Below are 19,321 nucleotides of genomic sequence, written 5' to 3' on the forward strand. Positions count from 1 at the left end.
TTGGCGTGGGGCCGGAGGGGTTGGGCTCATTGGCCCTGGGGGAGGTAGACCGGGCGCGTTGCCGTCAGGCCCTGCCGGACCTGCTCGGTGAGCGCGTCGGCCAGCACCTCGTCGGCGCCCGCTTCCAGACCGTCGAGCGCCCGTTGCACGATCTCTTCGGCGCTGCTTTTCGGGACCTCGAAGCCCCGTGTGAGGTCGGTGTCGACATAGGCCATGTGCAGGCCCAGCACCTGGGTCTTCTGGCTGGCCAGCTCGTGGCGCAGGGCGTTGGTCAGCGACCACGCCGCCGACTTGCTCGCCGAATAGGCGGCCAGTTCGCCGCCGTTGACCCAAGACGCCACCGACAACACATTGAGCAGTGCGCCACCACCGTTGGCCTTGAGCACCGGCGCAAAGGCCTGGCTCACGTTCAACACGCCAAAGAAGTTGGTCTCGAAGACGCGGCGCGCCACCGCGTCGCTGTCGGGTGCCAGGAAACCGCCGGGCTGGGCAATGCCCGCGTTGTTGATCACCAGGGTGACGTCAGCGGCCTGTTGCGCGGCGGCCGCGATCTCCTCGGGTTGGGTGACGTCGAGCCGCAAGGCCTCGACGCCGGCCAAGGTCACGGTGGCGGGATCGCGCGCGGCGGCGTAGACCTTGCTGGCGCCACGGGCCAGCAGTTCGCGCGCAAAGGCCAGGCCGATGCCGCGGTTGGCACCCGTGATCAGGACGACGGAATTTTCAATGTTCATGGGAGGCTCTAAAAAGGTGGGTGAGGGGGATGTCATATGACGTTTGTCATATGAGAAGGTGTGCGAAATGGTTGAGGTGGAACGGCTCATCGGACCTTGATGACCACCTTTCCTTTGGCTCGGCCGCTTTCGACGTAGGCCAAGGCCTCGTTGGTGGCTTCGAAGGGGAAGACCTTGTCGATCACCGGGCGGATGGTTCCCGATTCGATCAGCGGCGTGATCTGCCGCAACTGGCTGCCGCTGGCCTTCATGAACAGGAAGGCATAGCCAACCTGGAGGCGCCGGGCTTGCCTGCGGACACCAAAGCTCAGGGCGCGCACGACCTGCTTTACCACCCACGGGGCCTTGATGTCTTCGGCAAACCGGGGATCGGGTGGCCCCGAGATGGAGATGAGGCTGCCGCCGGGTTTGAGCACGCCCAGGGACTTGCGCAACGTCTTGCCGTCCTGGCTGTTGAGCACCACGTCATAGCCGCTCAGGCGTTTTTCAAAGGCGTCCTTCTTGTAGTCGACGATCACATCCGCACCCAGGCTCTTGACCAGGGCTGCGTTGCCCGCGCTGGTGGTGGTGGCCACCGTCGCACCGAGGTGCTTGGCCAACTGGATGGCAAACGTGCCCACGCCGCCGGAACCCGCCTGGATGAAGACCTTCTGCCCCTTTTTGAGTCTGGCCTTTTCCACCAGCGCCTGCCACGCCGTCAGGCCCACCAGAGGGATGGACGCGGCCTCTTCCATGCTGATGTTCCGAGGCTTGATCGCCACCGAGTCCTCTTTGACGGCCACCAACTCGGCGAAGGTGCCGATGCGGAAGTCATCGGGCCGGGCGTAGACCTCGTCGCCCAGCTTGAACTGGCGCACCCGCGGTCCGACACGGACCACCACGCCGGCCACGTCGTGCCCCAGCACGAAGGGTGTGCGGTACGGCAGGATGAGCTTGAACTCGCCGTTTCGAAGCTTGGCGTCCAGCAGGTTCACCGCGGTTGCGTGCACCTGGATCAGGACCTCGTCTTCACGCAGCTCCGGTTCCGGCACATCGGCGGCCCGCAGTGCTTCTTTCTTCCCGTAGCGGTCCAGGACGAAGGCTTTCATGGCGTTTCCTTTTTCAAAACAGTGCAAGAGACGAACCCAGCGGACCGGGACAGGAGAGTATTTGACATGATGATCATCATATATATGGGCAAAAAAAAGCGGGCCCACGGGTCAGGCCCCGGAAGGGGCCAGGCGCTTCAAGGCCGCGCTGCACAGCGCGTCCGACAACGCCGGGTCGTCGACCGCGCGGGCCAGCATCAGTGTGCCCACCATGGTGGACACCGTCACCAGCGCGCGCTCATGGGCGCCGGGCTGCCCCCAATCCGGTGACTGACGCGCCACCAGATCGATCATCTCCTTGATGCGGCGTGTGGCCGCCCGGCGCACTTCGGGCGACTGGCGGGGCATTTCAGAACCCAGGGCCGACACAGGGCAACCGGTTTCGATACCCGCCAGGTGCTCTTTGGAGAGATAGGTCTGCATCAGCGCCTGCAACGCCTGCTCGGGCGGGGCAGCGGCAATGACACGGGCCGCGAAGGCGTTGGACTCGGCGCCCGCACGGTCCGCCGCCTCGGCCAGCATGGCTTCGCGGGACTCGAAGTGCGCATAGAACGCACCGTGCGTCAGACCCGCCTCTTTCATGATGTCGGCCACCCCCGTACCGTCGTAGCCGCTGCGCCGGATGGCGCGAGCAGCGGCCTGCACGATGCGCTCGTGTGAAGCTTCTTTGGCGGCGGCCCGGATGTTGGTTTGCGTCTTTCGCATGATGTGCATCATACATAACATCTGCCAACTGTGCAATGGCTCCCGTTTTTCAAGCTCTGGAGCCCATCACAGGAAAAGTCTGCGGGACAGAGTCCCTTGGGCCTCAGTGCCTGGCCGGCGCGGTGGCCCGGGCGGCGGCGTCAAACCCGCCCTTGGCTTTCCACTCCTCCATGCCGCCTTGCAGGATGCGCACGTTGTCCCAGCCCGCCACGCGCAGGGCGAAACCGGCCTGGGCCGAGAGCGACCCGGTGTTGCAGTAGATCAGCACCGGTTTGTCTTTCGGGATGGTGCTGCGCTGGGCCAGCACCTGGCGCCAGTCCATGTGGATCGCGCCGGGGATGTGGCCCTTGGCGAACTGGCCCGCGTCGCGCGCGTCGATGACGATCATCCTTTTCCACTCATCGGCCGGGATCTGCTCGGCAAAGATCACGCCGCCGCCGTAGTCCACGAATTCCAGGTAGGCCGCCATCTCGTCCACGGCGATGGCCTGGTTGTCGGCGTGGGCGGCGGGGGCCAGCCACAGGCTGGCGGCGGTGAGGGCGGCGAGCGCCAGGTGTTGCGGTTTCATGGGATTTCCAGTGGGGCGGTTTTGAAACAAGTCGTTTATCAGCATTAACTGATATTGTCTCGGGGCAACGGGATAAGGCAGACAGGTGTTTCCCCTCATCCGCGCAGGGAAACGCTCAGGGGTCGTTCCCGACGTGGGGTTCGGTGCAGGGGCGGCGGTTGATCGCGTAGTCGGTGACCTGCCCCTTGAAGGGCAGCATCAGCATGCCGGGCAGGCGCGCCACCTCGTGTGGGTCGGTGTGGCCGTGGATGCCGATGACCATGCCGATCTGACCGGCGCGCGGCTGTTCGCGGTAGGTGCCGAACAGGCGGTCCCACCAGGGGAGGTTGAAGCCGAAGTTGGAGTTGCTCTCGTCGTCTTCCACCGAGTGGTGCACGCGGTGCATGTCGGGCGTGACGAGGACCCAGCGCAGCGCTCGGTCCAGCCGATCGGGCAGGCGGATGTTGCCGTGGTTGAACATGGCGCAGGCACTGAGCAGCACCTCGAAGACCACCACCGCCAGTACCGGCGCGCCCAGCAGTGCGATGGTGGCGAACTTGATGCCCATGGAGAGCACGATCTCCAGCGGGTGGAAGCGTGTGCCCGTGGTCAGGTCGTAGTCCAGGTCGGCGTGGTGCACCCGGTGCAGCCGCCAGAGCGCAGGCACGGCGTGCACCATCACGTGCTGCAGCCAGATCACGAAGTCCATCGCCACCACGGCCAGCGGCACCGCGAGCCAGAACGGCACGGGGAAGTTGTTCAGCAGCCCCCAGCCCCTCTCGGCCCCCAAGGCGGCCATGCCCACCGCGGCCGTGGGGAACACCAGGCGCACGATCGCGGTGTTGAGCAGCACGACGCCGAGGTTGCTGGCCCAGCGCTGCGCGCGCGGCAACTGGAGCGTCCGGCGTGGCGACGCCAGCTCCCACAGGGCCACGAGGGCGAACACCCCGGCGAAGGCGCCGATGCGGATCATCCATTCGTGCGTCAGCACCCAGGCTTCGATGTTCATGAAACGTCTCTCAGCGCTCCAGTGGCAGACCCGCGGCCTGCCACTCGCTCACGCCGTCGGACACCTTGCGTGCGCGGTAGCCGTGCGAGAGCAGCAGCGCCACGGCTTCGTCGGACAGCAGGCAGAACGGCCCGCGGCAGTAGGCGACGATCTCCTTGTCGCGCGGCAAGGCCGCGAGCCGTTTCCCGATCTCGGCCAGTGGCATGGAGCGCGCGTACGGCAGGTGTGCCGCATCGAACTCGTCCTGCGGCCGCACGTCGATCACCACCACCTCGCCGCGCTGCGCCTGCTCCATCAGCGCCTGGCGGTCCACGGCCGCGAGTTGGCCGGGGTGGGCGGCCATCTGGTCGAGCGCCAGGCGCAGCTCCAGCAGGTGTTCTTCGGCCACCTCGCGCAGCTTCACGCCCAGGCCCGCCACATCCGGCCCGCTCAGGCGGTAGTGGATGAACTTGCCTTCGCGCCGGCTCGTGACCAGCCGCGCATCGCGCAGCGCCTTCAGGTGGGCGCTGGCGAGCTTGATGTCGATCGACAGCTCGGCCGCGAGCACGTCCACCGACTTTTCGCCCTGCGCCAGCATTTCCAGCAGTTCCAGCCGCTTGGGGCTGCCCAGTGCCTTGCCGATGCGGGCCACCTGCTCGTACAGCAGATCTTTGAGTTGGCGTTGTTTCATGAATAACATTCTATTGATTGTTTGAATGATGCGGAGAAAGCGACCGACCAGCGGTCACGGCTTCGCGCTCGCGCGCCCGGCGCCAGCCCGGGATGGGCATCATCCGAATTTGATTCATATCAAGTGCACCTTTTAGGAATTCCATCTACAATAGATTCATTCAAAATGCATCTTTAAACGGATGCACGGCGTTGCCAGGCACCGGTGCTGGTCGATGCGGTGCTTGCGGAGGGGTGCAAACCGGCGCTTCCCGCTTCCTGTCTCTTCCTTCTTCACGAGGTTCCCATGAGCAACACATCACCCCTCCAGAACGTCCACCTCTTCGACGCCCGTGGCGTGGCCAAGCGCTTTCGCCACGCCGCCATCTTCGGTGCGCTGAAAAGCCTGCAGCCGGGGGAAACCATGCGCTTCGTCAACGACCACGATCCCATCCCGCTGCTGGCGCAGATCCGCCAGACCTTCGGGGACGCGGTTTCCCTGGAATACCTGCGTCGTGACCCGGGTGAAGTGGTGCTCGACTTCAGTGTCATTGGTTGAATGCCGGGTGTGCCGCCCGGCGCGCAGGAGCCTTCCATGACATCCACCCCCTTTCCCTACGACGGACCGGACGCTCTGCTCGAACCGATCGCCAAGGCGCTGCGACGCGTGGTGGACCCGGAGGTTTCGATCAACGTGGTGGACCTGGGCCTGATCTACCAGGTGAGCGTGGCGGACAACAAGGTGCATGCCCGGGTGACCATGACCTCGGCCGCCTGTCCGGTGACCGATCTGATCATCGAAGAGATCGAAAACGAGCTGGACCGGGACCTGCCGCCGGACATGCTGATCCAGGTGGAGCTGGTCTGGGAACCGCCCTGGAGCGAGGAGCGCCTGAGCGAGCGCGCCCGGCGCTTCATGGACCGCTGATGGTCGAGCGCGCCTCCCGCATCGCCCGCCCGCGGCCGCGCCGCCACCGGTTGGCGCCCGGGCTGCTGGTCCTCGTGGCCATGGCGCTGCTGGGGGGCATTGCCGGTGGGCTGCTGCGAGCGGGCGTGCAGCTGCCCCAGCTCTTCCAGTCCCATGCCTGGCTGGGGTACGCCGCGCTGTCGCACGCGGCCCTGATGATCTGCGGCTTCATGGGCACGGTCATCGGCATCGAGCGGGCCGTGGCCGTCAAGGCCGCGGGCGCCTGGCTGGCACCGCTGGCCTCGGGCCTGGCCGGGCTGTGCCTGCTGCTCGGGTTCAGCGGCCCGGCGGCCGTGCTGATCGTGGTGGCCGCGGCCATCTTCGTGGTCGTTAACCTGGTGATCGTGCGCCGCCAGCGCGCGGCCCACACGGTGCTGCTGCTGGCCGCCGCGCTGGCCTGGCTCGCGGGCGGCCTGGTGTTCCTGTTACGGCCGGGTGACGTGGCGAGCCTGCCCTGGTGGTTCGCCTTTCTGGTGATGACCATTGCCGCCGAGCGGCTGGAGATGACCCGGCTGATGCGCACGCGCCCCGGCGCACGCTTCTCGCTGTTCCTGGTGTTGGCCGCCATGGTGGGGGGCGCCAGCGTGTCCTTGTTCGCGCCCGTGGCCGGGGGCGTTCTCTACGGCGTGTCGCTGTTCCTGTTGGCCCTTTGGCTGGGGGTGTTCGACATCGCCCGCCGCACCATCCACGCCGACGGCCTGACGCGCTACATGGCCGTGTGCCTGCTGGGCGGGTACGCCTGGCTCGCCGTCGCGGGCCTCGCCTGGGCCGGGGCCGCGCTGGGCCTGCCGCTGCGGGACGCCGCGCTGCACGCTCTGGGGCTGGGCTTCATCGTCAGCATGATGATGGGGCACGCCCCGGTGATCCTGCCGGCCATCGCCCGGGTCAAGCTGCAGTTCGGCTGGCCGTTCTATCTGCCGCTGGCGGCCCTGTACCTGTCGTTGCTGGTGCGCCTCGGGCCAGGCTTGGTGGACCTGGGCCTGCGCGCCAGCGGCGCCCTGTTCAACGCCGTGGCCATGGGCCTGTTTGCCGCCACCGTGGCCGGCGCGGCGCTGGTCTGGCGCCTGAAGCACGGCGCTCCCGCACCGTAGGCGCGGGCAGCTTACGCAGAGGCTTCTTCCAGCTGGCTTCGCAGGGCCTGCACCTGCTGGCGCAGGGCGGTGTTTTCTGCTTGCAGCTGCGCCACCTGCTGGCGCAAGGCCGCCAGCTCGTCGGTGGGCTGCTGTGCTTCCTGCGGCGGCGTGTCGGCGTCCGCGTCCTGCGGCTTGCGCCGCGATTCACGCACCCGCTTGGCCGCCAGCTTGAGTTCTTCCTTGCCGGCCAGCGCGGCCGCCTTCTGCTCCTCGGCCGGCAGGCTGGCCACGGCCGCCGCGGCGTTGAGCGAGATCGTGCCGGATTTCAGGGCCGCGACCAGCTCGGGCTCGGCCTGCTTCTGGATCTTTTCGATCATCACCACCTGGCTGCTGCTGAGCCGCGCCGCCTTGGCGATGTCTTCACGGCTGTTCAGGGGCTTGGGTTCGAGCGCGGGGGCGGTGGCCGCCGGGCTGTCCGCCGGCATGGCCGGCTCGGCATGATCGGATGCCTCGGGCAGGGCGTCCGGCGGCGGCGAAGCCAGCACCCGCGAGCGCCGCTCGGCGATGATCTCGCGCTTGCGCAGCGCCAGCACGCCGCGCTGGAAGTCCGACACGCTGCGCCGGCCCAGGTGCTGGTCGATCATCCACAGGTGCACGTCCTCCATGGACTGGAAGCGCGGGTTCTGCACCGTCTGGAAGGGCAGACCGTGTTTCTGGCAGATGCCGTAGCGGTTGTGCCCGTCCACCAGCACGTCGCCCCAGAGCACCAGCGCATCGCGGCAGCCCTCGGCCAGCAGGCTGCGCTCCAGCGCTTCGTGTTCCTCCGGGGTCAAGGGGTCGATATAGGCTTTGAATTCCGGGTTGACAGTGATGTTCATGGGGTCGGGGTTCGGGGCGTGGCTCGGGGGCGCGAATTGTAGATGGGCGGGCAGCGCCCCGCCCCGCGCTGGCATCACTGGTCGGCGAACAGTTCGACGATCAACTGGCGCAGCCACACACTGTCCGGGTCGCGGTTGTACTTGGCGTGCCAGAACAGGTTGATGGCGATCTCGGGCAGCTTCACCGGGTGTGGGGAGATCACCAGCTTGAACGGCTCCTGGCAGCGCTGCGCAAAACGCTCGGGCAGCGTCGCGATCAGGTCGGTGCTCTGCAGGATGTGCCCCACGGCGATGAAGTGCGGCACCACCAGGCGCATGCGCCGCTCGATGCCGGCGCGCGCCAGCAGGCCGTCCACCTCGCCGTGGCCGGTGTTCGGCGCCACCACGCCCACGTGCTCCAGCTTGCAGAACTGCGCCAGGCTCATGGGCGAGCGGGCCGTGGGGTGGCCCTGGCGGAACATGCACACGTAGCGCTGCCGGAACAGCCGGCGCTGGAAAAAGCCGGCCTGCAGGTGGGGCATCAGGCCCAGCGTGAGGTCCACCGAACCCGAGGCCATGTCGTCCCGCAACTGGTCGGCGTTCGGCCGGTGGGTGTGGACCCGTACCTGCGGCGCCAGGCGCGACAGAGCGTCCATCAGCGGGGGCATGAAGTACATCTCGCCGATGTCGGTCATGGCGAGGTTGAAGGTGCGCTGGCTGGTCAGCGGGTCGAACGAGTCGCGCCGCGACAAGGCGGTCTGCAGCGCGTTGAGCGCGTACACCACCGGCTCGGCCAGGTGCAGCGCATAGGGCGTGGGCTCCATGCCGCGCGAGGTGCGCAGGAACAGCTCGTCCTTCAACACCACCCGCAGGCGCTTGAGCGCGTTGCTCACCGCCGGCTGCGAGAGCCCGAGCTTGTCGGCGGCCGTGGACACACTGCGGTCGAGCAGCAGCTGGTTGAACACCACCAGCAGATTCAGGTCGATGTCGCGCAGGTCCATGGGGTGCTGGCCATATTCATGATGGTGATTCTATCTATGCGGTTTGCTTTATCGACTGATAAGACTCGGCGCTCCAGAATCGGCCCACATCGGAGACATCGAGACACAAACCGCCATGGAACTCGTCGTAGAACCGCTCAAGCTTCGCCTGAACGTGGACAGTGGAAAGAACCTGCTGGACGTTCTGCGGGCCAATGAGGTTCCCATCTCCTACAGCTGCATGTCGGGGCGCTGCGGCACCTGCCGCTGCCGCGTGGTGGACGGCGACCTGGTGGACGCCGGCCCCGAAGCCGGCCGCCCGCAGACCGGCGCAGGCCGCTACGTGCTGGCCTGCCAGGCGGTGCTGACCGAGAACTGCACCATCGAAGTGCCTGAGGTGGACGAGGTGGTGGTTCACCCGGCGCGCATCGTCAAAGGCACGGTCACCGCCATCGAAGACGCCACGCACGACATCCAGCGCCTGCGGGTCCGGCTGGCCAAGCCGCTGGCCTTCAGCCCGGGGCAGTACGCCACGCTGCAGTTCACCCCCGAGCACATCCGGCCCTATTCCATGGCGGGCCTGCCCGACGACGCCGACATGGAGTTCCAGATCCGTCGCGTGCCCGGGGGGCGTGTCACAGGGTACGTGTTCGACGAACTCAAGCCCGGTTCGACGATCCGCCTCAGTGGCCCGCTCGGCACGGCCTATCTGCGCCGCCAACACACGGGGCCCATGCTGTGCGTGGGCGGTGGCACCGGGCTGGCGCCCGTGCTCTCGATCGTGCGGGGTGCGCTCGAAGGGGGCATGGAGAACCCGATCCACCTGTACTTCGGGGTGCGCAGCCAGGACGACCTGTACGACGCCGACCGCCTGAGCGCCCTGGCGCAGCGCCACCCCAACCTGCGCGTCCACATCGTGGTGGCCACCGGCACGGTGGGCGCGGGCCTGCGCAGCGGTCTGGTGACAGACGCCATCGCACAGGACATCGCCTCGCTGGCCGGCTGGCGCGCCTACCTGTGCGGCGCGCCCGCGATGGTGGAAGCGCTCAGCCTGCTGGTGCGCCGCATGGGCGTGGCCCCTGAGCACGTGCACGCGGACGCTTTCTACCCCGGCGGCGTCTGACACGCGCCACCCGCCCCCACACAACACCCCACCCCAGGAGACCCCACGATGAGCGACACCCCCACCGTGTTTCCCCAGAACCCGGCATGGCCGGGTGACGGCACCAGCCAGGTTCCGTTCTGGGCCTATACCCGCGACGACCTCTACCAGCGCGAGCTGGACCGGCTCTTCTACGCCGGCCACTGGTGCTACGTGGGCCTGGAGGCGGAGATCCCCCACCCGGGCGACTTCAGGCGCTCGGTGATCGGCGAGCGCTCGGTCATCATGGTGCGCGACCCCGATGGCGGCATCAACGTGGTGGAGAACGTCTGTGCCCACCGCGGCATGCGCTTTTGCCGCGAGCGCAGCGGCAAGGCGGCGAAAGACTTTTTCTGCCCCTACCACCAGTGGAACTACAGCCTCAAGGGCGACCTGCAGGGCGTGCCATTCCGCCGTGGCGTCAAGCAGGACGGCAAGGTCAACGGCGGCATGCCCAAGGACTTCAAGCTCGAAGACCACGGGCTGACCAAGCTCAAGGTGGCCACCCGCGGCGGTGTGGTGTTCGCGTCGTTCGACCACGGCGTGGAACCGTTCGAGGACTTCCTCGGCCCCACCATCCTGAAGTACTTCGACCGTGTGTTCGATGGCCGCCCGCTCAAGGTGCTGGGCTACCGGCGCCAGCGCATCCCGGGCAACTGGAAGCTGATGCAGGAGAACATCAAGGACCCCTACCACCCCGGCCTGCTGCACACCTGGTTTTCCACCTTCGGCCTCTGGCGCGCCGACAACAAGTCGGAGCTCAAGATGGACGCGCACTTCCGCCACGCCGCCATGATCTCCACGCGGGGGCAGGGCGGCAGGAACGAGGAGGTGGTGGCCGGTGTGGACAGCTTCAAGGAGTCCATGAAGCTCAACGACCCGCGCCTGCTCGACATCGTGCCCGAGCCCTGGTGGGACGGCCCGACCGCGGTGATGACCACCATCTTCCCCAGCGTGATCATCCAGCAGCAGGTCAACAGCGTGTCCACCCGCCACATCCAGCCCAACGGGCATGGCTCGTTCGACTTCGTCTGGACCCACTTCGGCTTTGAAGACGACTCGCCCGAGATGGAGCAGCGCCGCCTGATCCAGGCCAACCTGTTCGGCCCGGCCGGCTTTGTGTCGGCCGACGACGGCGAGGTGATCGAGTGGTCACAGGAGGGTTTCGAGCAGAAGCCCGCGCACCGTACCGTGCTCGAAATGGGCGGGCACAACATCGGCGACACCGATCACATGGTGACCGAGACCCTGATTCGTGGCATGTACGACTACTGGCGCAAGGTGATGGGGGAATGAACATGATCGACTTCAAGACCTACTTCGAACTGCTCAATCTCTACAGCGACTACGCCATGGTGTGCGACTCGGCCGACTGGGAACGGTGGCCCGAGTTCTTCGTCGAGGAAGGCAGCTACCGGCTGCAGCCGCGTGAGAACCACGAGCAGGGCCTGCCGCTGTGCCTGTTGGCGCTGGAGAGCCAGGCCATGATCCGGGACCGGGTGTACGGCGTGAAAGAAACCATGTACCACGATCCGTACTACCAGCGCCACATCGTGGGCACGCCGCGCGTGATCCGGATCGAGCAGACCGCAGACGGCGAGCGCATCGAGTCCGAGGCCAATTACGCCGTCATCCGCACCAAGATCGACGCGGAGTCCATCGTGCTGAGCGCCGGCTTCTACCGCGACGTGATCGTGCGCCGGCCCGAGGGCCTGAAGCTGCTGTCGCGCCTGTGCGTGTACGACAGCGAAATGATCGCCAATTCCATCATCTACCCGATCTGAGGCAAGTCCATGGCAGACGACAACTGGACCGACGCGGTGGCGCTCGACGACGTGCCCGAGGGCGATGTGATGGGCATTGTGGTGGCGGGCCAGGAGGTAGCGCTCTACGAGGTGGACGGGCAGGTGTACGCCACCTCCAACCTGTGTACCCACGGCGCGGCGCGCATGAGCGACGGCTTTCTGGAAGGGCGCGAGATCGAATGCCCGCTGCACCAGGGCAAGTTCGACGTCTGCACCGGCCAGGCCCTGTGCGCGCCGCTGACCGAGAACATCCCAACCTACCCGGTGAAGATCGAGAACCGGCGGGTGTGGATCAAGCTGGGTTGACGCCCGGCCGCCTGAAGGCCTGGCGCGCGCTCTGGGCCTTCGGGCGGATCGTGCACTGCTCCGCGTGGTCGTTGATCAGCCCCATGGCCTGCATGAAGGCGTACACGGTGGTGGGGCCGACGAACTTCCAGCCGAGCTTTTTCAGGTCGCGCGACAGCCGGTCCGACTGTGCCGAGGTTGAGACCGTCTGGGGCACGGCCAGTTGCGCGGCCTCGGGCTCGTAGCGCCAGATGAACGCGGCCAGCGAGCCTTCGCGCTGGACGAGTTCCACCGCGCGTGCGGCGTTGTTGATCACCGCTTCGATCTTGCCCCGGTGGCGCACGATGCCTTTGTCCTGCAGCAGCCGCTCGACGTCGCTCTGGGTGTAGCGCGCGATCCGGTGGAAATCGAAGCCGTGGAAGGCGGCCCGGAAGTGCTCGCGCTTGGCGAGGATGGTGCGCCAGCTCAGCCCCGACTGGAAAGCCTCCAGGCTGATCTTCTCGAAGAGGCGCCGGTCGTCATCGACCGGGAAACCCCACTCGTGGTCGTGGTACGCCAGGAACTCGGGCGCCGCCGCGCACCAGCGGCACCGCGCTGCCCCGTCGGGGCCGTTGATGGTTGTGTTCATGCTTTGGCTTTCCTCTCACTGTCTGAAGGGATCGATACGACTTGCTCAAGCCATGTGTGCAGCTGCTGGACCTCGCGGCGCACGAAGCGCTGGTCGCCCAGGGCATTCGCGAGGGTGGCCACGCCCTGGCTGCGGCCCAGCAGGTGCATCGCCAGCGCATCGGCGTCGGACTTTCGGCCCAGCGCCACAAACTGCCGCTTCAACCAGGCGCGAAACAGCGTGAACAGCGTGTTCGCCTGCGCCCGTCCAGCGTGGTTGAGCTTGGCGAGTTCGGTGCACAGCGTGCCGACCGGGCAGCCATGCCGCAGGATCGGCGCCTGGTTGACGATCAGCATGTCGATGAACTTGCGGATGCGTTCGATGGGGGTTTGGGCCTCCTGCTCCCACTGCTCCAGCATCCGCTGGGTGTTGGCCAGGCGCAGCGTGATCACCGCGTCCAGGATCTCGTCCTTGCTCCTGAAGTGGTAGTAGAAGTTGCCGCGCGAGATCTTCACCGACTCGGCGATGTGGGCGAACGAGGTGTGCTCGTAGCCGTTTTCGTAGAACAGCCGGTCGGCGGCGTCAACGATGTGGTCGCGTGTCTGTTTGTCACCCATGACGATGCGCTCATGAAGAAATGAGTCCGCCGTAGGACGGTTGTCCTACGGAGCGCGAATATAGGACAGTCGTCCTACGCCGTCAATGGAGCGCGATCTGAAGGTGTTCTGCCTCTTCTGGCGGGTGTGCGGGCTGTCAGGCCGCGCAGCGGCGCGCGATCCAGGCGTCGATCGACAGCTTGCCCGGGCCGTGCGCCATCAGGTAGAGCAGCACGGCGGCCCAGGTGCCGTGGGTGGGGTAGGCGTCGGGGTAGACGAAGAGCTGGATCACCAGCGTCATGCCCAGCAGGCCGAGGGCCGACAGGCGCGTGGCCAGGCCGAGCAGGATGAAGACGGGCAGGATGTGTTCGCCCAGCGCGGCCAGGGTCGCGCCCAGCTCGGGCGACAGCACGGGGAGCTTGTATTCCTCCTGGAACAGGAACACCGCGTTGTCCGACAGCCGGGGCATGCCCAGCGTGAATTCGCCGCTGACGATGTCGATGGCCAGGCCTTCGATCTTGGTCTGGCCCGATTTCCAGAATACCGCGGCGATGGAGAAGCGCGCGATGAAGGCCAGCAGGGTGTTGGGCAAGTGGCCCATCGCGCGGTGCACGCTCTGCAGCAGCGCGCTCAGGCGCGCCATCGGGCCGCCGTGGGCTGCGCTGGCGGCGGGGGTGGTGAGGGTGTTCATGAGGGTCTCCTGCGGTGTCGTGGGCAAAGGGCGGCTCAACGGCTCAGTGGGCGCTCCACCCCGACTAGCAGTTCGTGGCGGATCAGGGTGGCCAGGGCCTGGGCCAGGTCGAAGTCGGGCGCGGCGGCCAGGGCCCGCTCCAGGGCCTGGCCAAAGGGGTCGTCCAGCAGCAGGCCCACCACCAGCTCGGCCATGCCGGGCGGGGTCTGCCAGACCATCACGTCGAGCCCGCTGCGGAACACCAGCGCCGACTCGGCCTGCGCGAGGTCAACGTGTTCCAGCGCGAGGCCGCTGCCCTCCTGGTGGGCCGCCCAGAGCGACACGGCCGCTTGCGCGGAGTGCAGGACGTGCAGGCTGGGCGCCAGCCGCCAGCGCAGCGAGGGCAGCGCCTGTGCGTCGTGCATGACCGCCGCGATGGCCGTGGCGTCCATGGGCTGGGCGTCGGCGGCGTGCAGGGCCTGCAGGCGCAGCATTTCGAGCCGGGCCACGTCCGGCAGGTAGGGCAGGCTGGCCGCCGGGGCGAAACGGGCGATGAAGCCGGGCAGCTCGGCGCCGTAGTGGCTGAGCACCCGGCTGCGGGGCGGGTGGGCGCGCACGAACCGCTGGGCCATGGCGCGGAAGAAGGGTTCGCCCACCAGTTGCTGCGTCACGGGAAAGGTGTGGGCCAGCGCGTCCACCAGCGACACCACTACGTTGTTGCGGTGGACGGCCAGACGGCGCTCGGGGTCGCTGTGGTTCCAGGTGGTGAGGCCGTTGGGCACGGCCTGCGCCGGGTCGAGCAGGGCCTGGGCCCAGGTATGTTGCGTGCTCATGTTTGCGCCTCCAGCGCCGAGGCGTAGCGGGTGCGCGTGGGTGGGCAGGGCCGGGTCGGGGGCGCCTCCCGCGCTGCGGCCGACAGGTGCTGTTCCGCCAGCCGGGTCTCGTGGAGCAGCACGTCGAAGCCGGGCACGTCGTTGTCGCGCTCGATCAGCGTGGGCTGTGCGCCGGCGAGGGCCAGCGCGGTGTCGTACAGCGCCCAGAGCGCCTCGGCCACCGGGGAGCCGTGGGCGTCGATCAGCAGGCGGTCGCCCGCGCCATCGACGTCTTCGGCAAAACCCGCCAGGTGGATTTCGCGGGTGGCGTGGCAGGGCAGTTCGCACAGGCTGCGCTGAGGGTCGCGGCCGTGGTTGATGCTGGAGACGTAGACGTTGTTCACGTCCAGCAGCAGGCCGCAGCCGGTGCGGTGAATCACCTCGCGCAGGAAGTCGCCTTCGCTCCAGGTGGAGCCAGTGAACTCGACATAGGTGGACGGGTTCTCCAGCAGCATGGCGCGGCCCAGCCGGGTCTGCACCTGGTCGATGTGGTCGCACACGCGCTGGAGTGTGGGCAGGTTGTAGGGCAGCGGCAGCAGGTCGTTGAAGAACACGCCGCCGTGGCTCGACCAGGCCAGGTGTTCGGAAAACAGCGCGGGCTGGTAGCGCTCCACCAGCCGGGCCACCGCCGCCAGGTGCTCGGCGTCGAGCGGGTCCTCGCCGCCGATGGACAGGCCCACGCCGTGGATGCTCAGCGGGTACCGCTCGCGGATGCGGGTCAGGTGGTGGTGCATGGGGCCGCCGGCCACCAGGTAGTTTTCCGCATGCACTTCGAAGAAACCCAGGTCGGGCCGCTGCGCGTGGACGTGGGTAAAGTGTTCGGGTTTCAGGCCCAGCCCGGCGCGCCGCGGCAGCGGCCCGGGAACGGGCGGGTGGGCCTGGCCGGGCGCGGCCGACGGAACGGGACCGGAGGCAGAAGCGGGGTGAAGGCTCATGGGGGTGTCTCCGGTGTCCGGCGGCCGCGTGGCCTGGGTCAGGCCTTTTCCTGGAAGGCCTTGAGCTGGCCAAAGCCGGTGGGCGACTTGGGCGATGCGGTCTTCTCGCAGCTGCCCTTGGGCACCAGCGACCAGGCGTTGCCCTGGTGGTCCACCTTGGAGGTGCCGGCGCAGGTGGTGCCGGGGCCGGCGGCGCAATCGTTCTTGCCTTTGAGGGCCACGCCAAAACATTTTTCCTTGTCGGCGTTCTGGGCGGCGGCCGGGCTGGCGGCCAGCGTGAGGGCGGCGCCCATGGCCAGGGCGAGAGCGGTGCCCGAGGCGATGCGGGCGGCGTTGCGGCGGGTGAGGGTGTGGTTCATGGTGATCTCCGGAATGGTTCGAGGGTGGGTTGCTTGCCAACAAGATGGGCTTGCAAGGTGTAGTCGCGGTCACGCAGGGGTTCTTACAGGGCACCCCAAGATTTCGCTCGGCGGCCGGCGAGACCCAGGCCGGCGCAGGCCCGCATCGGTGGCCGCTGTAACGAATGGCCATGCCCGAACGACCAGACAGCTCTTCACGCACCGTTTCACACCGGAGGTCCCCATGGGTTGGCTGCTGTTTCGCGGGGCGTGCTTGGACACCGATGCCAGGCGCGCGGGCCTATGCGCGAGAATCCGCCCCTGCGGTGCCATGGGAGCGTGGCGCCGCGCGTCGCATCGTTTCATCGGAGTGGTTCATGCAGGGTTTTTTCAGCACGGTGTTTTCCCGGCCGATCGTGATCGGCGCCCTGCGCGTGTCTTTCGTGGTGGGCTGTGTGCTCAACCTGATCAACCAGGGCGAGGCCCTGTTGGCCGGTGCGGGCATTTCGTGGGGCCACGTGGTGTTGAATTTTCTGGTGCCCTACGCGGTGTCCAGCTACAGCGCGGCCCGCAACCAGTTGACGAACCGGGCCGCACCGTGAGCGCGACGGGCCTGCCGCCGGGGGTCGATCCGGCTGAACTCAGCGCCCTGCGGGGCAAGATGCTCAAATTCGCGTCGCTGCAACTCGGCGACGCCCAACTGGCCGAAGACGCGGTGCAGGAAGCCCTGCTTGGTGCCTTCAAGAACACGGCCACGTTCGCCGGCAAGGCCAGTTTGAAGACCTGGGTGTTCGCCATCCTCAAAAACAAGATCACCGACATCCTGCGCCACAAGCAGCGCCATGTGTCGTCGCAGCAGGTGGTGGGCGATGCCGACGAAGAGGCGGACCTGAACGAGCTGTTCGATGCCCGCGGGATGTGGGCGTCCGACGAGCGGCCAGCCAGCTGGGGCAACCCCACGGAGACCCTGCACGACAAGCAGTTCTGGAAGGTGTTCGAACTGTGCCTGGAGGGGCTGCCCGGGCAGCAAGGGCGCGTGTTCATGATGCGCGAGTACATCGGCCTGGACGCGCGCGAGATCTGCGCCGAGGTGGGGATCACCTCGACCAACCTGAACGTGATGCTCCACCGCGCCCGGCTGCGGCTGCGCGAGTGCCTGGAGAACCGCTGGTTTGCGCAAGGAGGGCAACATGCTGAACTGTCGTGAGGTGACCCGCCTGGTGTCCGAATCCCAGGAGCGCAAGCTCTCGGTCGCGGAGCGGCTGTCGCTCAACCTGCACCTGATGATGTGCGACGGCTGCAAGAACTTCAGCCTGCAGGTGCCGTTCCTGCGCCGGGCCATGCGGGCCTACGCCGAGCGGGTGGATGAGGTGGTGGACGGCGCAGCCGAGCCACCGGCCCGGCCCCAGGGGGACGGCGAAGCCTGAGTGCTTGGGCGGCCCAGTCGATGCGGTGGTGGCTGAGCGCGTTCAGGCGCCGTCACAGCGACATTCTTTGCCCCCGTCGAAACTCCGCCGGGGTGCACGCCTCTTCGCGCTTGAAGAACTTGCTGAAGTTGGTGGGTTCGTCGAAGCCGAGCCTGTCGCCGATGGTGGAGATGGCCAAATCCGTATGCACCAGCAGGCGTTTCGCTTCCAGAACGATCCGTGCCGCGATGAAGGCTTTGGCCGTGATGCCCATGGAGGCGGTCACAGCGCGCGCCAGACTCTTCTCCGTGTAGCCGAGATGGCTCGCATAGTCGGCCACCTGGTGCCATTGCGGGAAGCGTTCCTCCACCAGCTGCTGGAACCGCTGGAAACGTTGCGATGCAGGGGAAACCAGTGACCCTGCTGCTTGTCGCCTGCCTTGCAGAATGCTCAGACGTGTCAGGAGTGCATGGAGCTGATGGCGCAGCAAGGCATGCACGTCTTCTTTGGGCGCGTCGATCAGCGTGTCCTCACGCAACTGCTCAACCAGGCTCGTCACCTTCTGCAGCTCTTGGCCGCTGAGCACCATGTGTTCAGGCAGCCTTCCCAGATCGGGTGCGAACCTGAGATCGTGGGAGGTCGTCGCAGCGGGCAACACGAACGCTGGTTGGAACAGCACGTTCCAGCCGTCCCAGTCTTCGTCCTGTCCGTAGTTGTGGGCCTGCCCTGCGCGCAACACGAGCAGCGACCCCGGCTCACAGGGGATCGACTTGAAGTCGACCACCTGGGTGCATTGCCCCTGCGTGACGCACACCAGGGTGTGGAACTCGTACCGGTGGGTCATGCGCACCTGCTCCTTGCCCCGTTGCCTCAGGTCGGCGACGGAAAAGACCTCCAGGTCGAGGGAGTAGCTGGCATCGGGTTGGTAGCCCAGGCGCTGAATGTCCTTGTTCACTTTCTGCCTTCCTGAGGGGCTATGGTTTTTCATTTTCGATGGATGCCGGTATGTCCGTTATCAATCATTGTTTGTCGGGAATTAACCGGGATTTTCGGTGTAGTTTGTCCAACAATAACCATAAATCAACCAACTTGAACGGACCCGCAATGAAGACCGCAGACGTCAGCAAGATCACCGAAACCATCCTGGCCCTGGAGCTGGCCATCAACGAGCGCTGGAACAAGGGCGATGTCGATGGGGCGCTGGAGGTGTACAGCGAAGACGTGAGCTATTTCGACCCGCTCACCGAGACGCGGTTGGATGGCCGCCCGGCCGTGGAGGCGTACTTCCGCCAGTTCTTTGAAGGCAAGCTCAACATCCTGCGCAACGAATTCCCCAACCCCCAGGTGATCGTCAGCGATGGCGGCGACATGGCGGTGCTGCACTACAACCTGGTCAACTTCATCCCCGACGGACAAGGCGGAGAGAAGCAGGGCGCGCTTTGGAACTCCACCCAGGTGTACCGCCTCATCGACGGCCGGTGGCGCGTGGTGCATGTGAACTGGTCGTTCACGCGCCATCCGGCGGCCATGCAGGGTTTGATGAGCTGAGTTTTCAACACAGGAGCACACCATGAACAACATCGACATTGCCAAAAGCTACATCAAGGCCGTACAAACCGGCGACCAGGCCACGCTGGGCAGCCTCATTTCGCCCGACGTGATCTGGCATCAGCCGGGCCATAACCGGTTCTCCGGCACGCACCGCGGCATGGCCGCCGTGGGCCCGATGCTGGGCAAGATGATGGAAGTCTCCCAGGGCACGTTCGCGATCACCCGGGCCGACCACTACATGGCCAATGGCGACTGGGTGGCCATCACCATCGAGTTCGCCGGTCAGGCCAATGGCTTGAAGCTCAAGCAGCCGGGCGTGGACCTCATCCGCATCGAGGGCGGCAAGATCGTGGAAGTGCGGCTGTTCTCCAGCGATCAGACGCAGGAAGATGCCTTCTGGGGGCAGTGACGCCTGCGTCGCGCGTGGGAAGTCCATCGGTGGGGCCGCTGGGCTTGTGTTCGGCGCGGGTGCCGACTGTCGACAATCGAGGCATGGCAAGACCGTCACCG

The 19,321-nt window shown here is 66.7% G+C and carries 27 protein-coding genes; 12 read left to right on the forward strand and 15 right to left on the reverse strand.

The window, feature by feature from the left end; all coding sequences use genetic code 11:
* Window positions 1-26: 26 nt before the first annotated feature.
* From HTA01S_RS11895 to HTA01S_RS11920, 6 genes are all read right to left on the reverse strand, one after another.
* Window positions 27-731: an SDR family oxidoreductase gene (locus tag HTA01S_RS11895; RefSeq protein WP_068171406.1), complete on the reverse strand. Its 705-nt coding sequence runs from the start codon at window positions 729-731 to the stop codon at window positions 27-29.
* Between the two features lie 86 nt (window positions 732-817).
* A complete protein-coding gene (locus HTA01S_RS11900; RefSeq protein WP_068171408.1) occupies window positions 818-1,819 on the reverse strand; it encodes an NADP-dependent oxidoreductase in 1,002 nt (333 codons plus the stop codon).
* A 111-nt stretch (window positions 1,820-1,930) separates the two neighbouring features.
* Window positions 1,931-2,536, reverse strand: coding sequence for a TetR/AcrR family transcriptional regulator (locus tag HTA01S_RS11905; protein WP_068171411.1), 606 nt, complete (start codon window positions 2,534-2,536; stop codon window positions 1,931-1,933).
* A gap of 91 nt (window positions 2,537-2,627) precedes the next feature.
* Window positions 2,628-3,092, reverse strand: a complete 465-nt coding sequence (locus tag HTA01S_RS11910) for a rhodanese-like domain-containing protein (RefSeq protein WP_068171416.1) — start codon at window positions 3,090-3,092, stop codon at window positions 2,628-2,630.
* A gap of 115 nt (window positions 3,093-3,207) precedes the next feature.
* Complete coding sequence (locus HTA01S_RS11915; RefSeq protein WP_068171419.1) at window positions 3,208-4,080, reverse strand: sterol desaturase family protein; 873 nt, start codon at window positions 4,078-4,080, stop codon at window positions 3,208-3,210.
* Window positions 4,081-4,090: 10 nt separating this feature from the next.
* Window positions 4,091-4,750, reverse strand: coding sequence for an ArsR/SmtB family transcription factor (locus tag HTA01S_RS11920; RefSeq protein WP_068171422.1), 660 nt, complete (start codon window positions 4,748-4,750; stop codon window positions 4,091-4,093).
* A gap of 285 nt (window positions 4,751-5,035) precedes the next feature.
* On the opposite strand from HTA01S_RS11920, the gene HTA01S_RS11925 reads away from it, so the two are divergent.
* Genes HTA01S_RS11925 through HTA01S_RS11935 form a run of 3 tightly spaced genes read left to right on the forward strand, consistent with a single transcriptional unit; the run spans window position 5,036 to window position 6,786 of the window.
* Window positions 5,036-5,287 carry a DUF2249 domain-containing protein gene (locus tag HTA01S_RS11925; RefSeq protein ID WP_068171427.1) on the forward strand — a complete coding sequence of 84 codons (252 nt, stop codon included), beginning with the start codon at window positions 5,036-5,038 and terminating at the stop codon, window positions 5,285-5,287.
* A 36-nt stretch (window positions 5,288-5,323) separates the two neighbouring features.
* A complete protein-coding gene (locus tag HTA01S_RS11930; RefSeq protein WP_068171849.1) occupies window positions 5,324-5,656 on the forward strand; it encodes a metal-sulfur cluster assembly factor in 333 nt (110 codons plus the stop codon).
* Complete coding sequence (locus HTA01S_RS11935; protein ID WP_245638072.1) at window positions 5,656-6,786, forward strand: hypothetical protein; 1,131 nt, start codon at window positions 5,656-5,658, stop codon at window positions 6,784-6,786. The genes HTA01S_RS11930 and HTA01S_RS11935 overlap by 1 nt, the downstream gene beginning before the upstream one ends.
* Before the next feature lie 11 nt (window positions 6,787-6,797).
* Here HTA01S_RS11935 and HTA01S_RS11940 read toward each other — a convergent pair whose 3' ends face one another.
* The gene (locus HTA01S_RS11940) at window positions 6,798-7,646 is read right to left on the reverse strand and encodes a plasmid replication/partition related protein (RefSeq protein ID WP_068171429.1); all 849 of its coding nucleotides are present in this window, start codon (window positions 7,644-7,646) and stop codon (window positions 6,798-6,800) included.
* Between the two features lie 74 nt (window positions 7,647-7,720).
* The gene (locus tag HTA01S_RS11945; RefSeq protein WP_068171432.1) at window positions 7,721-8,626 is read right to left on the reverse strand and encodes a LysR family transcriptional regulator; all 906 of its coding nucleotides are present in this window, start codon (window positions 8,624-8,626) and stop codon (window positions 7,721-7,723) included.
* A gap of 115 nt (window positions 8,627-8,741) precedes the next feature.
* Between HTA01S_RS11945 and HTA01S_RS11950 the strand changes: the two genes are divergently transcribed.
* From HTA01S_RS11950 to HTA01S_RS11965, 4 genes are read left to right on the forward strand one after another with little or no spacing between them, the layout of a single operon-like run.
* On the forward strand, window positions 8,742-9,728 hold the full coding sequence (locus tag HTA01S_RS11950) for a 2Fe-2S iron-sulfur cluster-binding protein (protein ID WP_068171435.1): 987 nt from the start codon (window positions 8,742-8,744) through the stop codon (window positions 9,726-9,728).
* A 48-nt stretch (window positions 9,729-9,776) separates the two neighbouring features.
* Window positions 9,777-11,042: an aromatic ring-hydroxylating dioxygenase subunit alpha gene (locus HTA01S_RS11955; RefSeq protein WP_068171437.1), complete on the forward strand. Its 1,266-nt coding sequence runs from the start codon at window positions 9,777-9,779 to the stop codon at window positions 11,040-11,042.
* On the forward strand, window positions 11,039-11,530 hold the full coding sequence (locus HTA01S_RS11960; RefSeq protein ID WP_068171440.1) for an aromatic-ring-hydroxylating dioxygenase subunit beta: 492 nt from the start codon (window positions 11,039-11,041) through the stop codon (window positions 11,528-11,530). Before HTA01S_RS11955 ends, HTA01S_RS11960 begins: the two co-directional genes overlap by 4 nt.
* A 9-nt stretch (window positions 11,531-11,539) precedes the next feature.
* On the forward strand, window positions 11,540-11,857 hold the full coding sequence (locus HTA01S_RS11965; protein ID WP_068171443.1) for a non-heme iron oxygenase ferredoxin subunit: 318 nt from the start codon (window positions 11,540-11,542) through the stop codon (window positions 11,855-11,857).
* Here HTA01S_RS11965 and HTA01S_RS11970 read toward each other — a convergent pair.
* From HTA01S_RS11970 to HTA01S_RS11995, 6 genes are all read right to left on the reverse strand, one after another.
* Window positions 11,844-12,464: a DNA-3-methyladenine glycosylase I gene (locus HTA01S_RS11970; protein ID WP_068171445.1), complete on the reverse strand. Its 621-nt coding sequence runs from the start codon at window positions 12,462-12,464 to the stop codon at window positions 11,844-11,846. The genes HTA01S_RS11965 and HTA01S_RS11970 overlap by 14 nt on opposite strands.
* Window positions 12,461-13,060, reverse strand: coding sequence for a TetR/AcrR family transcriptional regulator (locus HTA01S_RS11975; protein WP_068171448.1), 600 nt, complete (start codon window positions 13,058-13,060; stop codon window positions 12,461-12,463). The genes HTA01S_RS11970 and HTA01S_RS11975 overlap by 4 nt, the downstream gene beginning before the upstream one ends.
* A 136-nt stretch (window positions 13,061-13,196) precedes the next feature.
* Window positions 13,197-13,640 carry a DoxX family protein gene (locus HTA01S_RS11980; RefSeq protein WP_407656106.1) on the reverse strand — a complete coding sequence of 148 codons (444 nt, stop codon included), beginning with the start codon at window positions 13,638-13,640 and terminating at the stop codon, window positions 13,197-13,199.
* A gap of 125 nt (window positions 13,641-13,765) precedes the next feature.
* The gene (locus HTA01S_RS11985; RefSeq protein ID WP_068171456.1) at window positions 13,766-14,542 is read right to left on the reverse strand and encodes an HvfC/BufC N-terminal domain-containing protein; all 777 of its coding nucleotides are present in this window, start codon (window positions 14,540-14,542) and stop codon (window positions 13,766-13,768) included.
* Window positions 14,539-15,516: an MNIO family bufferin maturase gene (gene bufB / locus HTA01S_RS11990; protein WP_084236053.1), complete on the reverse strand. Its 978-nt coding sequence runs from the start codon at window positions 15,514-15,516 to the stop codon at window positions 14,539-14,541. The genes HTA01S_RS11985 and bufB overlap by 4 nt, the downstream gene beginning before the upstream one ends.
* 38 nt (window positions 15,517-15,554) lie before the next feature.
* Window positions 15,555-15,809 (reverse strand): BufA1 family periplasmic bufferin-type metallophore, encoded by a 255-nt coding sequence (locus HTA01S_RS11995; protein WP_407656107.1) that lies wholly within the window; start codon window positions 15,807-15,809, stop codon window positions 15,555-15,557.
* 422 nt (window positions 15,810-16,231) lie between these two features.
* Between HTA01S_RS11995 and nrtS the strand changes: the two genes are divergently transcribed.
* From nrtS to HTA01S_RS12010, 3 genes are read left to right on the forward strand one after another with little or no spacing between them, the layout of a single operon-like run.
* Window positions 16,232-16,456 (forward strand): nitrate/nitrite transporter NrtS, encoded by a 225-nt coding sequence (gene nrtS, locus HTA01S_RS12000; protein WP_068171463.1) that lies wholly within the window; start codon window positions 16,232-16,234, stop codon window positions 16,454-16,456.
* A complete protein-coding gene (locus HTA01S_RS12005; RefSeq protein WP_068171468.1) occupies window positions 16,453-17,061 on the forward strand; it encodes an RNA polymerase factor sigma-70 in 609 nt (202 codons plus the stop codon). The genes nrtS and HTA01S_RS12005 overlap by 4 nt, the downstream gene beginning before the upstream one ends.
* Window positions 17,045-17,281 (forward strand): zf-HC2 domain-containing protein, encoded by a 237-nt coding sequence (locus HTA01S_RS12010; RefSeq protein WP_068171855.1) that lies wholly within the window; start codon window positions 17,045-17,047, stop codon window positions 17,279-17,281. The genes HTA01S_RS12005 and HTA01S_RS12010 overlap by 17 nt, the downstream gene beginning before the upstream one ends.
* 52 nt (window positions 17,282-17,333) lie before the next feature.
* Here HTA01S_RS12010 and HTA01S_RS12015 read toward each other — a convergent pair whose 3' ends face one another.
* Window positions 17,334-18,215: an AraC family transcriptional regulator gene (locus tag HTA01S_RS12015; RefSeq protein WP_245638073.1), complete on the reverse strand. Its 882-nt coding sequence runs from the start codon at window positions 18,213-18,215 to the stop codon at window positions 17,334-17,336.
* Window positions 18,216-18,364: 149 nt separating this feature from the next.
* Here HTA01S_RS12015 and HTA01S_RS12020 point away from each other — a divergent pair, with 149 nt between their 5' ends.
* Together HTA01S_RS12020 and HTA01S_RS12025 are read left to right on the forward strand one after the other, a co-directional pair.
* Complete coding sequence (locus HTA01S_RS12020; protein WP_068171473.1) at window positions 18,365-18,808, forward strand: YybH family protein; 444 nt, start codon at window positions 18,365-18,367, stop codon at window positions 18,806-18,808.
* Between the two features lie 22 nt (window positions 18,809-18,830).
* Complete coding sequence (locus tag HTA01S_RS12025) at window positions 18,831-19,220, forward strand: nuclear transport factor 2 family protein (protein ID WP_068171476.1); 390 nt, start codon at window positions 18,831-18,833, stop codon at window positions 19,218-19,220.
* Window positions 19,221-19,321 lie beyond the last annotated feature (101 nt).

The sequence above is a fragment of the Hydrogenophaga taeniospiralis CCUG 15921 genome (genome assembly GCF_001592305.1).
In the GTDB taxonomy this organism is placed as follows: domain Bacteria; phylum Pseudomonadota; class Gammaproteobacteria; order Burkholderiales; family Burkholderiaceae_C; genus Hydrogenophaga; species Hydrogenophaga taeniospiralis.